Raw genomic sequence first — 13,552 nt, 5'->3', positions numbered from 1 at the left:
CACTGCGAGCGTCCTTCGATTTCAGTCGCTGCACGCCATATCCTTGCTCTGACTTAATCTTGTCCATAAGAGTCTCCTTATTTCTGATAGCTTACTCCTATGGTCATATGATACAAACTTAAAATAATCAGAACAAATTAAACATAAAAACCCCGGTTCAAGCCGGGGTTTTTTCGTGAGGTAAACTTCCATAATTCGGCATTTGATACAAAATCAAATATAGCAGGATAACCCTGAGGACGGCATATCATAGCAAGGGTTCGTAGCTTTAGCAAAGCCCTTCGCAGTGTGGACACGGCATCTTGCCGTATTGAATACTCTAGCATATAGACTAGCCCTTAGTACAATGATTATTGGTTGATTCGGACACCCATCCTTTATGCCCTTTGCTTTATCTTGATATGAACCTGATATCATCGGGTTATCATCGAGTGACGATTGCTTGATAACAGCTTTATATCTGCTTCAGCACTGCTTGAAGCAGAGAGGATGCACACAGATGACGCAGATTCTATGTTTGTAATGAGTTGAACTCGGATAATACGAAAGATGGAGCTAATTCGGCAAAGACATAATTTACCCACGAAAAATACACTGCCGAATGGACTTCAACTGCTTTTGCTACACTTGATCACAGGAAGTCGAAAGAGCTGCAAAAAAATACATAATTCAAAACCTGGATAGGCTCTTTCAACTCCATATTACTTCAGTGTATTATATGGGTTAACAGATCAGATCGGCTTTGAGTAGCATCTTGTCCCAATCTATGTCGTAAACAGCAAAGGTAAAAATGTCGTTCTGCGGAATGGCATCCAGAGCCACGAATACTTGTTTGCTCCAAGGCAGCAATTCCACCCTGTACTTTCCGTTGATCACGGCTTTCAGACAGCCCTCCATAGGAGTATGGAGAAGGTACCGCTCTACATATTTGAGTACCCAGTAGCGCTCTGAACGCTGAGCCGTTTCCCTCAGAAGTAAAAGCCGTTTATCGATAACCGGAATTAGTTGATCCAGGTCATCGGTGGTAAAAGCAGGAACCTCTTTGCGAAGGAATCCCACTACCTGCATCTGGTTTACTAAATCCACAAAACGCCGGATCGGACTGGTGACATGTAAATATGCCTCTGCGCCGATACCGGGGTGAAATCCTGCTTCTGTACTCAGATAGGCTGTGCTGATTTGCCATTGCTTTTCTTCATCATAGATCTGCTTGATGTTCCGGTATAGCACTGGAATATTGTGCTTTATAGTGAAATCCGCAAGGAAGCGGTTGTATAGAATCATCATTTCTTCGATCATCCTGCGGGAGGGGCTGAAAAGATCAATTCGCTTGAACTGCAGCTCTTGGGCATCTGCTACCAGATTGTATATATATCGCTGTGCATCATTCTTTTCCACTGGTTCTCTTTGAGTATTTAGTGCGTCTGCGATGCGGAAAAGGGGCTGCCAGGCATCATGCTGCATTGCCCGATCAACATCTCTGTAGCTATAGTTTTTCATCACCCGGATGCTTGTCATCTCAATGTTGCTCTCCAGCATATTGTAATTGGTATCAAAGCGGACAAAAAGACTAAGTACAGCCTTATCTTGATTGGCATTCAGAGAAAACATACGTTCGGAGTATAGCGGGGGCAACATCGGTACTATCCCGGAAGGAAGATATAAGGAAGATATTCTGGCTTTTGCCTCTAAGAACAAAGCGTGGTTCCGGTCAAAGTAATCCGCCAAATTGCTCACGTGGATGCCCAGAAGATATCCCTCTTCATCTTTTTCCAAGCTGAGAGCATCATCAAAATCCCGGCTGCCTTCATCATCAATGCAGAATGCAGTAATGGGTTTAGTAGCGATATGAGGTGTTCTCAAACCAGTAGCCCAGTCTTCTTTGATAAATGCTATGGGCAATCCAGATTCCAACATGGGAGGATCAGGCAGGGATAACGTGTCGCCCAAAGCCTTTCTGAGCCAGGCAGGATTGATGTTCCCTGCATTCTTCAAAGCTTTGGCGAGATCGTCTATTCGCTCTCCTTGCAAGAGCAGTCGCAAATCGAGTAAAAGATCTGCCCTCAAGCCTGGATCCGGGCTCTGTTCGGGGTGATGTGCAAGTCTAATCACTGCATCTAAATATTGCTGCCTTACTTCCTGCTTCTTCATGTCTCTCAGATACTTGGCTTCGCTTTCTGGTGTGCGTCGATAATAGAGATCATGCTTTTGCAGATAGATCTGAGGATTGTCCTTCAGAAATAGTAAAAGAGCAAACAATTGGAAATCTCCGGTAATCCGATTTGCTTGGGCGATATCTTCAAAGCTCTGTCCCTCTGTGGAGACCGTAAGCTCCGGCAGTTCTTGCAATTGCAGTTGATGAACGAAATCCGCGAGGCTCTGTTCCAGAGGGGGATAGCAAGCCTTGCTGCAAAGTATTATCCTGGACGGATTGATGATCCGGTATTGCTTATCCAGCAACAGGATGTTATAGTTTTCAGCTTCCAAAGCAGCAACAAGCCCAAGGTGCAAAGAACCCTGGTCGTAAAACGCTACAGTGTGACCTACTGCTTCCTGACCGGTTGGGATTTGCTGTTTCATTTTTCTGCCTTTTACCTGCTTTGAAGTAAATGGCACCCCTGGGAAGAATCGAACTTCCGACCAACGGTTTAGGAAACCGCTGCTCTATCCCCTGAGCTACAGGGGCACTCATATCAAGATGCAAGCTTTTTGAATGGTGGAGATTCGTCAAGTTTACATTGACAAAACTCTGCTATCCGCCACTATGGCCCCATTAATGGATAGATCAAAGGAATGTCTGATATGAAAATAGCCATTGTAGGTGCCACCGGAGAGGTCGGCAGAATGATGATCAACTGCTTGGAGGAACAGAACCTGCAGCCGGAAGTACTGGATTTGTATGCTTCCGAAAAATCCCAGGGCAGTATGCTCTACTATATGGACAAACCCCTGGAAGTACAAGTTCTGGATGAAGAATCTCTCAAAAGGGATTATGATTATGTATTCTTTTCTGCCGGTGGGGGAGTGGCGCGATCCTATGCTCCCATCGCAGCCGCAGCTGGAGCGGTGGTCATCGACAATTCTTCCGCATACAGAACTGATACCGATATCCCGTTGGTAGTTCCCCAGATCAATTCGTCTCAGTTGAAAGACTATCGCGGAATCGTTGCAAATCCCAATTGCTCCACCATACAGATGGTATTGCCATTGGCAGTTTTAGACCGGGCTTTTGGGCTTCGCAAAGTGATCGTATCCACTTATCAGGCAGTATCGGGCAGCGGACACAACGGTATTGTTACTCTGGAAAATCAACGCCACGGATCACAGCTAAAGGGCATTTATCCAGAGATAATCGACCTCAATGTGATTCCTCAAATTGGTGTGTTTTTGGACAACGGTTACAGCAATGAAGAAGAAAAGATGCTCAATGAAACTCGCAAGATACTATGTAACGACAATATCCAAGTAAGTGCTACTACCGTGAGAGTACCGGTGATATATGGCCATTCCAATGCCGTATATGCCGAATTTGAACGGGAGGTGGATCTGCAAGAAGCCGCCTCTCTCCTCAGTAAAGCCCCGGCTATCCGATATCATGAAAACAGCTATATCACTCCACTGGGGATTGGTAATTCCAACGAAGCCCACGTCTGCAGACTCCGTTTTGGGGTAGATAAATACTCCTTGAGCTTCTGGAATGTAGGACACAATGTACGCATTGGTGCGGCTGCCAACGCAGTGAACATCCTGATTGCTCATGCAGAGATAAACGGGATAAACTGATTATGCTCGATCCCATTCATATCCGCCACCATCTGCATCAGATACCTGAATTGGCTTATGACGAATACAAGACCAAGGCATTCCTGATGCAGCAACTGCAAGAACTCATTACTCCGGGCAGCTTGTTCAGGATATTGGAGTTCAAAAATTCCAACGGTATCCTGGTGGAATACAACAATGGGAAGACCCAGGACAATTATAAACTATTCCGTGCGGATATGGATGCCCTGCCCACAATCGAGAAGAGCGGCTGCAGCTTTGCTTCCATTCACCCCGGTTTGATGCATGCTTGCGGTCACGATGTACACATGGCGGTTCTGATGGCTCTGATCCAAAAGGTACAGCAGTATCATCCTGCCCAAAACCTGCTATTTCTGTTTCAACCTGCCGAGGAAGGCCATGGTGGAGCAGAAAGCATAATAAACGAAAACATCCTGCAGGGCTATGACATCCGCGCTGCATTCGCTCTGCATGTTGGCAGTGATCTACCGGTGGGCACTATCAGTTCAAAATCCGGTATCTTCTTTGGGATCCCGCAGGAATTTGACCTGAGATTCGTTGGCAAAGCATCCCATGTGGCTTTTCCCGAAAAGGGGATAAACGCCCTTGCTGCCGGGATGCACTTCTATGAAGAACTTCTGAAGGAGATACCAGACCTCTCACGTGAGGAGCGCGTGATCTTCCATGTAGGAAAGATGAGCGCCGGGCAGGTTCGCAATATCATCGCCGATGAATGCCTGATGGAAGGCACTCACCGTACTCTATCCAAAGCGATGAGAGACCGGTTGAATACTCTGATCCAAAAACATGCTCAGGCTGCTGCCGATGCCATTGGAGCCCAGACGGAACTGCGCCTGCTGGGTACTTATGATCCTGTGGTGAATAACGCTGAATTGGAGAGCAACCTAAGAGAGATTTGTAACCAGATGGATTACTCCTATCTTCCTGCAGAGACTGTGATGACAGGTGAGGATTTCGGCTTTTTCAGCTCCATGTATCCAGCCTTGCTGTTCTGGCTGGGCAGTGGTAGCGATATGCCCCTGCACTCCGGGTATTTCTTGCCGGATGACGACTGTATTGAAGTGGGAGCCAATGTGATGTGGGGCCTATTGCAAAGCTAAGCGCTACAAGCTTATCTCAACCGCTTTGATCTGATCTCCCACCGGCAAAATAAGCCGCAACGCAACGCTGTTCTTTTTATCTTGCCTTAGCCAGGGGAGGATATCCTGAAAGCTTTGTTTGGCAGCAATATCAAGCGCTGCAGCCGGATAAGGATATTGCTGCAGGATGTTTTTCAGTACATCATATCGTGCAGTGTCGATGAGCTCCAATTCCATACTCAGATCACAAGCCATGTTCATGCCCAGGGCAACCGCATCTCCATGCTTGATCTCATAATTGCTGAGACCTTCCAGAGCGTGGGCAAAGCTGTGTCCAAAGTTCAAGATTTGCCGTTCAGCTTCGTCAAAGGGATCTTTCATGCAGATCGACACTTTGTATAAAGCATGGCTTAGGATTTCTTCCACATCGGGTATCTGTCCCTCCCAATCCGGTAATGGCAATTGCCCCCACAGCAGATGATTTTTCATCATCTCAGCATAACCCTGACGTAACTCGTCTGCGGGTAAGCTGTGTAAAAAACAGGGATGCAAAACGATGCGTTCTGCCGGATAGAATGAGCCGATGTGATTCTTGTAGCCCTGGAAATTCAGCCCAGTCTTTCCTCCGATGGCGGCATCCACCATGGCCAAAAGCGTGGATGGATACAAATGAAGGCGACAACCGCGCTTGTATGTGGATACAGCATAAGCAGCAATATCGCACACTACTCCGCCGCCAAAGACATGCACTACGCTGCTTCGCGTAAGTCCAGACTCACAAAAGAACTCGTATAAACGGTAGACACTATCCAGATCCTTGGTATCTTCTGATGCCTCAAGCTGAATGAGCGGTAGGTTTCCTAAACTAAAGTAGGAGGGATACAAGCTGTATAGATTGGCATCGCAAACAATCAGACCATACTGAGGATACTGTAGATGTTCCTGTATCTCAAGGTTATCCGGGCTTATCTGTGCATGCGGCATTCTCGTTATCGAATTACAGCTATCTTGCCTCGGGCAGATTTTCCATCGCTGTCCGTAACCACAAAGAAGTAAATGCCACTGGAAACTATCGTGCCCTTGTTGTTTTTGCCATCCCACTCAAAGCGGGAGAAGGGGCTCTCGTCCAGTTTCTTCACCAATTGTCCGGAAGCGCTGTAGATGCGGCATTCGTTCTTACCAGCGGGCATGCTGTCCTTGGGCAAATTCACTATCTGCACATAAGTGTGACCATCGGGACGGAAGGGATTGGGAAATGCTTTCAGCGTTTCCAGGTCTGTTTCCGGCTTTACCGTACGGCCGATACGAAGAGTATTGAGACCTTCTGTGGTACCAATCAACAATCTACCTTCCAGAGGATCGTAACCCAGAGAAATGATCTGATTTGATAGCAGAGGTGAATTGCCCTGATAATAGTTTGTAAATCGTTCGCGAATAGGATCATACATGGAAAGACCGTTCTCTTCGCTGCCAATCCAGATTCTGCCGAAAGGATCGCCGTAGATGGATAGAGGATAGGTTCTTTTACTGCCAAAAATGCGCTCTTCATCAGCGTAATACAGGGTGTCGTTTACCCAGGTATAAGAGGTGAAGTCATAGCGATAACGCTTGATATATACGTCATATTTGTACCAGGAATACTCATCCCACATATACAAGCCGGTACCGCTGGCCACGAAGTGCTGCCAACCGCTGGGACTGTGGGGAACTTCCACGCTGGCTACACCGTATATTTTGCCTTCCCTCAGCTCAGGCACGATCTCACCTGGTTCCAGCCAATGCCCGCCATCTTCCACCGGGATGCTGTCGTTGTTCCAGATCGAAAGACCGTTGTCGTATTCTGTGCCAAAAAAGTACTGTCTGCCATTGTGATAGGCGTTTAACACACGCTGATGGGGAGCATTGGGCAAGTGAAATGTGCTGTGAAGCGCGATGCTGTTTGCGGTGGTGGTCAATACATTTATTCCGCCATCATAACTGAGTACAAACATATTGTCATAAAGATCCCGATAAATACCACCGATGGTGCTGGTAAGCAAATTCGGGCCACCTGTTATAATCGGTCCCCAGCCTTGTAAGTCTTTATCCCATTTTCTGGTTCCTTCATGACTCATCCACAGCCAGGAGTCTTTAGGTTCATCATAAATACTTAAGCCAAAACGGTTTCCAGTGAGATTGTAGCTGGTCCACCAAGCGCCAAACCACTTACGATTCTGCCCGTCAACTTCCAGATTCAGGATGTTGTTCGAATGCAGGGGGCTGTTGTCTCTATTGAAGCTAAGCCAATGCCCATCTTTATAAGCGCTTACACCCATAGTGCCCTTGCGTACCACATTGTCGCCGATGATGCCACTGGCAAACCAGAGTGCATTATTCTGATCTACTTTACTCATCGTAATCTTCGGAAAAGCGATGTTATCCGGATTGTAGTATTCCCACTCATCGTCTCGGAATCGTGCGATTCCGTCTCCCCAGGTACAGATATATATATACCCGTCAAATTCTTTGATGCGTGAGACGTGATTGAAGCCAAATCCAGCTGTGTCCTTTTTCCATTGGGTTACATTCCCATTCGTCAAATCCAATCTGGTCAATAATGTGTCAGTAGGAGAATCGTAACGCAGCAGATCATTGTCCCAATCGCCATAAGCTACCCACAGCTTGTTTTCTCCGTCCAGATGAATTGCGGAGATTGGCCATTGACTGTTACTGTCATAGGGCTTAAATACCTGCCAATTGCCGCTCGCAGGGTCTCCTATCCAGATCCGGCCGTAAGCAGATAGAACAATAAACTCTGCATTTGTGCTGAGCTTCAAATCATTGTTGATGGGGAAGGGGGGGACTGTGCTAAGGCTCTTCCAGGCAGAATTTACTTCCAGAGAATCCAGGGGGACATAGCTAACGCCCAGCTCATGCGCCATATACAGGATATTATCATCACTCAATACCATGTCGGATATATTATTGCTGGGCAGCCCCCCTCCAGTGTTCATGCTATTGTATTGATGCAAGATCAATGGGAAACTTACATTATCCAGGTAATAAAACACAGAAAGTCCCTGCTCCGTTGCCACTAGTATCCGTGAATCCACTTCCAATAAGCGGTTTACGCGTGAGGAGGGTAGCCCCAATTCTTCATCCACATTCAAGATCCCATTAGCATTTAAACTGCTAATTCCATCCTGACTGGAGCCCATCCACAAGCTCTCGGAGAAATTGATCAAAGCCAGATTGCGGATGTCGTTTGACACTAAGCCGTCACCGGTGCCCAACTGCCGTATATGCTCGTATTCAGAAAGATGCAAAGCGTCTGCACCCTCTATTTCCGTGACTCCGCCCCAGCTGGAAAAGTAGATGTTATTGCCTTCTTTATCTATATCATAGACATGATTCACATTGTTTATTATCTGCCACTGCTGACCGTTGAGAAAGGCGGCAGACAGGATCCAGGCCAAAAGAAAGACTCTTTTCATCTTTTTTGCTCCATTCGCATGAAGATATATGCGACTATTACGATTAATGCCAATAGCACCAATAACAGGGAAAATAGTACCTTTTTATCGGTGAATGAAAAGCCAATGGCGATCAGGCCAAAAAGCATGGTTACAAAATATACGATAATCGAAATTACTCTCTGAGAAAGCCCAAAAGCCAACATTGTGTGATGGATATGAGCCTTATCCGCCTTGAAGACGCGCCCCACCTTCAATCTGCGAAAAACAGCCAACATCACATCCAATAGGGGGATAGCCAGCGCTGTGAGCGGGATCATCATCGTAAGTGAGGTGATACCCTTGTATTGCGCTGAACCGGCGGTCGAAATCGCAGCGATGTATAGACCGATAAATTGCGATCCGGTCTCACCCAGAAAGATCTTTGCGGGATGGAAATTGTAGCGAAGAAATGCCAATGTTCCCGCCAAAAGGAAGCTGGAAAGCGCGATTACCAGGACATTCCCCTCGCGTAAACCGCAAACCATCAGTACAATGCTCACAATGGCTGCTATTCCCGCAGCCAGACCGTCCATGCCGTCAATTAAGTTTATGGCGTTGATCACTATCACATACCATAACACGGTGACCGGAAACGACAACCAGCCCAGTACGAAATGCGATCCCAGAGGATTGGTAAGAAAATAAACCCGATAACCTATCACATACATAATGACGCCCAGAAGAACTTGCCACACCAGCTTGATGCGCGCCGGACTCTCAAACCGGTCATCGATAATCCCGAAAGTCATGGCCAAAATCCCGGTTATCGAGAGCTCAAAGAAGAAGCGGCTGATATCCTGTCCCCGGGAAAGAAAGGCAAAAACCAATTGCACCGCAATAATGGGCAATCCAAATGACAGTCCCCCTGCTTCCGGAGTGCTGGTTTTGTGAATCCTGCGTTCTCCTGGTATGGCCAGAATACCATGCCGAGTGGCAAAACGCATGTTCCAGGGCCCCAAAATGAGCGTACCGAAGAAGATCACGAGACTGCTGATGATGATGTATAAGGTCATAAAATATCCTGGCCTTTAGGCTCCTCTCCTCTCATAGATTGCGCGATAGTCACGGATCATCGCATCATAATTGCATACCCGTCTAATATACTGCTGCGCATATCTTCCTTTTTGGACTATTTCTTCCGGATTCGCGGCAATCTCCACAAGCTTGGAAACCAAGCTCTCCTCATCATCCAGAGGCACTAGCCAGCCGCTTTCCGTAACCACTAACTCACTAATGGATGGGATGTCCGAACCGATAACCGGCAAACCGGCCTGCATGGCTTCGATGATGCTGTAGGGCATGGCTTCCCAGCGGGAATAGAGGATGAAAGCATCAAACACCGCCAACCACGGCTGTACCTGAGAATCCCAGCCCGGGAGCAGTATGCGATCACTCAAACGATGACTGGCTACGATGCTGCGGCACAAGGAATAGTGCTCGCCATCGCCCAGGAGGATAAATCTCAATCTCTGCTCGCGTATGCAGGCCTTACAGGCGGCTATCACCAAAGCCAGCACATTCTTCTGATCGGAAAATCGGATTGTGGAGCCGATCGTGATGCTGTCGTCTGTATGCTTCACTCTATCTGGCACAGGATTTGCTCCCTCAGCAATGGCATTATAGATGCTTTTGGCCTTGCTTTCCGGGATCAAGCCAAGCGCCACACAGCGGATGCGATCTACATTGTTCACAAACACTGTGTAGTCTCCTAGGGCATTGCCCAGCTTTTCCATCATCATATAAAAGCTCTTTACAAGTACGGGTTGAGAATCCTGAAACGCCGTTCCATGGGCTGTATGTACGATCCTTTTCACTCCCGCTACACGCGCTGCCAGCCGTCCCAATATCCCCGGTTTGGAGGAATTGGTGTGTACTATATCGAAGTGGTATCTACGCATAATGCTCAGGATGTCGAAAAAGGCAGCAATGTCCCACACAGAGATCCGATGCCGAAAAGAGCTTACAGGCAGAAACTTCCATCCTCTTTCCAGCACAGCATCTTCGAACTCTCTGCCTGGTTTGGCTGCTACATAGATTTCATATTCATCTGCGGGCAAGCCGTCCAGTAAATGCAGGCTAAAGCGCTGTGCACCGCTGAGCAGGGGTAATAGCTGTAGATGCAGGATTCTCTTCTTCATTTGTGCCCAAATCTGATGATGGCAAAAGATTTCGCCTTTACGTTCGTGAATCTAACGATGTTGCCGTCAATCCTGGCCTTTTCACCGTCAATCTCGCGGATTTTGCCATCTATAAACACTTGTAAACAGAAGTGATCCATATCGTCATCGAAATACACGGAGATCTCGTATTCGCCCTCGGCGATGGTCACCCGGTTTCGTTTTTCCCACCAGATACTCAGTTCTCGCGCAGTGCTGATCCAAGTGGGAGCGGACTTGATAAGCCCCAATAGATACGAATATAGCTTGTGACAATAATGTATATCGCTGTAGGAGGCCAGGGAGAAATCCAGGGCGAAAATGCCGTGAGTGCGCTGAATCTGATGGAAATAACTCTTGATCTGATTCTTCGCATCGTCCAAAGCCAGAATCTTGTGTTTATTCACCCTTAGATACTGATCCCGATAGGTGGTAGGCAGGATCAGATATCCGGCTTTGCCTCCTATCCAGGGATGGAATGGGAAGCTGGAGCCGTCATAAAAGCCGGGACTGTCTTTGAAAGCAGAACTCTGGCTGAACAGCGGATTGATCTTGTCGTGCAAAGTGCGGAGTTCGTTGTTTTGCGTGTACGCCAATTGCCTGATGCCGATCTGATCCTTCGCCAATTGATGCAACATCACCTGCTTCCGGCTCATCATGTCGTCGCGATTGAGCTTGTCATTGGCCAAGAGCAAGCCGATGTCGTTGCCTCTGCCCATGATCTTCTGAATCTCTTCCTGCAGGTCGGGATCCTCCAAACCATAATCCAGGTCTTCACACTTGTCCGTACCCAAAAAGAAGGTGGAGTGACAGTCGTTTTCACGCTCCAGATCCTGAAACTCGTCGAAATTCCAATACAGTTCGTAGTTTGTAAAGAGATATTGAAGCTTTCCCCAGAGCGCATGAAAGAGCTGCCGAAATTTTAAGGTAATAAGCATGCTAAAATCATCCGCAATAGAGAGGATCAATGAGGGTAAATTCCACTTTTGCAGATCGTCCACGCTATGAGAAAGCAGCACCGCCGACGTCTGCGCTTCCGGCCACAGGCACTTCTGTGCCAGAGCCTGCTTTTTATGTATCGCGTGCTCTTTGATCATTGATTCCAGAAGCCACAACAGACTATCCACGGTGGGAGTGTTTCGATGTGTGTAAAAAGCGCTGCCTTCCTCTTCAAAGCGCTCCGCTCCCTCGGCCTTGGAGTAGTAAGTCCGCTCCCTGCTGGAGATGTGGTAAAACACATTACCAACCAGGTCAAAATTGATCTTGCCGCCGCTGAACTCCTTATCAATGTAATTCTCGGCAACATGGTTGAAACCGCGACTGCAGATGATCTGAGTGGGATACAGCAGCTTTTTCTCCTTCATGTACCTCCGTAAAGCTTCCGGATTCAATCCGCTTGGCTCGTAAAGCTTTGTATCACATGCTATATAGATGGTAATGTAATGACGCGCCAAGGCCTTTATCTGCTCTTCATCCGGTTCACTGAGACTGTAGAGTATCACAATGTCCTGAGGCTTTAGATCTTCAGGATCCGTCACATAACGATGGGCAAAACCCAATACCTGGAAGATGAAATCGAAGCTAAAGCGTATCTCACGTGTAAATCGTTCTAATTTATGGTCTATGAAGATAGATATCATGCTGTGTCTTTCCACCAATTCAGTTTATGCCACTCAAATAAAGCTATGTTGAAAGTCAAGGAGTTTGTTGAATGTTCCACTTCGTTTGGCGTTTGAGGGCTTGTTCGTTCTTTGTTCTTAGTTAATTAGTTCAGCGGTGCAGCAGTGCTGCGGTTGTATCTCGTACCTCTGGCACGTTCTCGTTATTGCAGCTCTCCTGAGGTGTCAATGTGCAATCTCCAAATTTCTTTCAAGGACTTGTCTGAAAATCATTGACATCAAGGCCAATCCCGATTGGATTGCGACTAATCTCTTCTCACTGCATAAGTGACGCGGCGAAGCCGTATCCAACACTTGATTATCACTCAAAATAGTGGTTGCAAGCACCTAGTTGTTGTACCTCGTGCCTCCGGCCCGTTCTTGTAACCTCGTGCCTCTGGCACGTGAAAAACTGGGTGATCACAGAGCTATACTACAGCCCGCTACATGCTTGAACATTGAATCTACCATCAGTATATTTTAATCTATAGCAAGCACAACCATCATTGTAAAGGTTTAGTAATGAAACCAATCGTAAATTACAAACGCTTTCTACCTCACAAGCAAGAAGAGAATTCCATAATATCCGTTACATGGCGTCAAAACCTGACAATTCCTCAAGCACTGCTGGATTTACTTCAAGAACAAAGCAATATATGGCACAAAACACATGCACTGGATGATGATAAAAGATTCCTCCATGAACAGCAGTATCAGCTTTTTGACACAGAACTCGCAAAGTACAATCACCCTGAATTCAAACTGACGGATTCAGAAATTGCGTACATCATCAAAGACGCTCTGCATTTCTACAACGATAAGAAATACCGTTTACATGCATATTGCATTATGTCAAACCACATTCATGCCCTCATACAGCCAATATCAAATTCTGAAGGCATTATCCCCAGGCTTCAGGATATAGTAAGAGGGCTTAAAACCTTTACAGCAAAGAAGATAAATGAACTTAGGAGAGAATCCGGCTCGGTGTGGGCCAAAAACTTTTATGACAGCATCATTCGTGATGAAGATCATTATTGGAATGTCCTGAATTACATCCTAAACAATCCTGTTAAAGCGGGAATTGTTGAAAAGTGGCAGGATTATAAGTATCTATATTGGAATTCTTTGCTCCTTGAGAGAGACAACTCGCTCAATAACATCGATGCGTAGAGATGAATGCCCAGAACTAATCAAGCTTCAACCAGCTTTGCCTAATCAAACGGGGAGATTGGTGAATTTTCATGAAGTTGATTCTGGGAGCATCAAGAGAATGAGCTGAATAGGGATAACTTTATCCACGTGCCAGAGGCACGAGGTTACGAGAACGGGCCAGAGGCACGAGGTACGATCCGCAGCAC

9 protein-coding genes and 1 tRNA gene are annotated in these 13,552 nt (G+C 46.7%); 3 read left to right on the top strand and 7 right to left on the bottom strand.

Annotated elements, in window-relative coordinates:
• Positions 1–723: 723 nt before the first annotated feature.
• Together PHF32_07590 and PHF32_07585 are read right to left on the bottom strand one after the other, a co-directional pair.
• Complete coding sequence (locus PHF32_07590; GenBank protein ID MDD4560578.1) at positions 724–2,580, bottom strand: ribonuclease catalytic domain-containing protein; 1,857 nt, start codon at positions 2,578–2,580, stop codon at positions 724–726.
• Positions 2,581–2,610: 30 nt separating this feature from the next.
• Positions 2,611–2,686 (bottom strand) — tRNA-Arg (locus PHF32_07585).
• 116 nt (positions 2,687–2,802) lie between these two features.
• Here PHF32_07585 and PHF32_07580 point away from each other — a divergent pair.
• Both PHF32_07580 and PHF32_07575 read left to right on the top strand, forming a co-directional pair.
• Entirely contained in the window at positions 2,803–3,783 is a 981-nt protein-coding gene (locus tag PHF32_07580; protein MDD4560577.1) for an aspartate-semialdehyde dehydrogenase, read from the top strand.
• Between the two features lie 2 nt (positions 3,784–3,785).
• On the top strand, positions 3,786–4,904 hold the full coding sequence (locus PHF32_07575; GenBank protein ID MDD4560576.1) for an amidohydrolase: 1,119 nt from the start codon (positions 3,786–3,788) through the stop codon (positions 4,902–4,904).
• A gap of 3 nt (positions 4,905–4,907) precedes the next feature.
• Here PHF32_07575 and PHF32_07570 read toward each other — a convergent pair whose 3' ends face one another.
• From PHF32_07570 to PHF32_07550, 5 genes are read right to left on the bottom strand one after another with little or no spacing between them, the layout of a single operon-like run.
• Entirely contained in the window at positions 4,908–5,867 is a 960-nt protein-coding gene (locus tag PHF32_07570; protein ID MDD4560575.1) for a 3-dehydroquinate synthase, read from the bottom strand.
• Between the two features lie 5 nt (positions 5,868–5,872).
• On the bottom strand, positions 5,873–8,356 hold the full coding sequence (locus PHF32_07565; protein ID MDD4560574.1) for a FlgD immunoglobulin-like domain containing protein: 2,484 nt from the start codon (positions 8,354–8,356) through the stop codon (positions 5,873–5,875).
• Complete coding sequence (locus tag PHF32_07560; protein ID MDD4560573.1) at positions 8,353–9,390, bottom strand: MraY family glycosyltransferase; 1,038 nt, start codon at positions 9,388–9,390, stop codon at positions 8,353–8,355. The genes PHF32_07565 and PHF32_07560 overlap by 4 nt, the downstream gene beginning before the upstream one ends.
• A gap of 15 nt (positions 9,391–9,405) precedes the next feature.
• Positions 9,406–10,515, bottom strand: a complete 1,110-nt coding sequence (locus PHF32_07555) for a glycosyltransferase (protein ID MDD4560572.1) — start codon at positions 10,513–10,515, stop codon at positions 9,406–9,408.
• Entirely contained in the window at positions 10,512–12,173 is a 1,662-nt protein-coding gene (locus tag PHF32_07550; GenBank protein ID MDD4560571.1) for a hypothetical protein, read from the bottom strand. Before PHF32_07550 ends, PHF32_07555 begins: the two co-directional genes overlap by 4 nt.
• Positions 12,174–12,713: 540 nt before the next feature.
• Between PHF32_07550 and PHF32_07545 the strand changes: the two genes are divergently transcribed.
• Positions 12,714–13,364, top strand: a complete 651-nt coding sequence (locus PHF32_07545) for a transposase (GenBank protein ID MDD4560570.1) — start codon at positions 12,714–12,716, stop codon at positions 13,362–13,364.
• The last annotated feature ends 188 nt before the right edge of the window (positions 13,365–13,552 follow it).

It is taken from the genome of Candidatus Cloacimonadota bacterium (genome assembly GCA_028706475.1).
GTDB lineage: Bacteria > Cloacimonadota > Cloacimonadia > Cloacimonadales > Cloacimonadaceae > UBA5456.
Note: the sequence above shows the minus strand (reverse complement) of the source record. Positions and strands in the feature narration are given on the sequence as shown.

Excerpts from the sequence above, each read along its gene's own strand:
- PHF32_07590 (MDD4560578.1), bottom strand. The coding sequence starts at position 2,580 with ATGAAACAGCAAATCCCAACCGGTCAGGAAGCAGTAGGTCACACTGTA.
- PHF32_07580 (MDD4560577.1), top strand. The coding sequence starts at position 2,803 with ATGAAAATAGCCATTGTAGGTGCCACCGGAGAGGTCGGCAGAATGATG.
- PHF32_07575 (MDD4560576.1), top strand. The coding sequence starts at position 3,786 with ATGCTCGATCCCATTCATATCCGCCACCATCTGCATCAGATACCTGAA.
- PHF32_07570 (MDD4560575.1), bottom strand. The coding sequence starts at position 5,867 with ATGCCGCATGCACAGATAAGCCCGGATAACCTTGAGATACAGGAACAT.
- PHF32_07565 (MDD4560574.1), bottom strand. The coding sequence starts at position 8,356 with ATGAAAAGAGTCTTTCTTTTGGCCTGGATCCTGTCTGCCGCCTTTCTC.
- PHF32_07560 (MDD4560573.1), bottom strand. The coding sequence starts at position 9,390 with ATGACCTTATACATCATCATCAGCAGTCTCGTGATCTTCTTCGGTACG.
- PHF32_07555 (MDD4560572.1), bottom strand. The coding sequence starts at position 10,515 with ATGAAGAAGAGAATCCTGCATCTACAGCTATTACCCCTGCTCAGCGGT.
- PHF32_07550 (MDD4560571.1), bottom strand. The coding sequence starts at position 12,173 with ATGATATCTATCTTCATAGACCATAAATTAGAACGATTTACACGTGAG.
- PHF32_07545 (MDD4560570.1), top strand. The coding sequence starts at position 12,714 with ATGAAACCAATCGTAAATTACAAACGCTTTCTACCTCACAAGCAAGAA.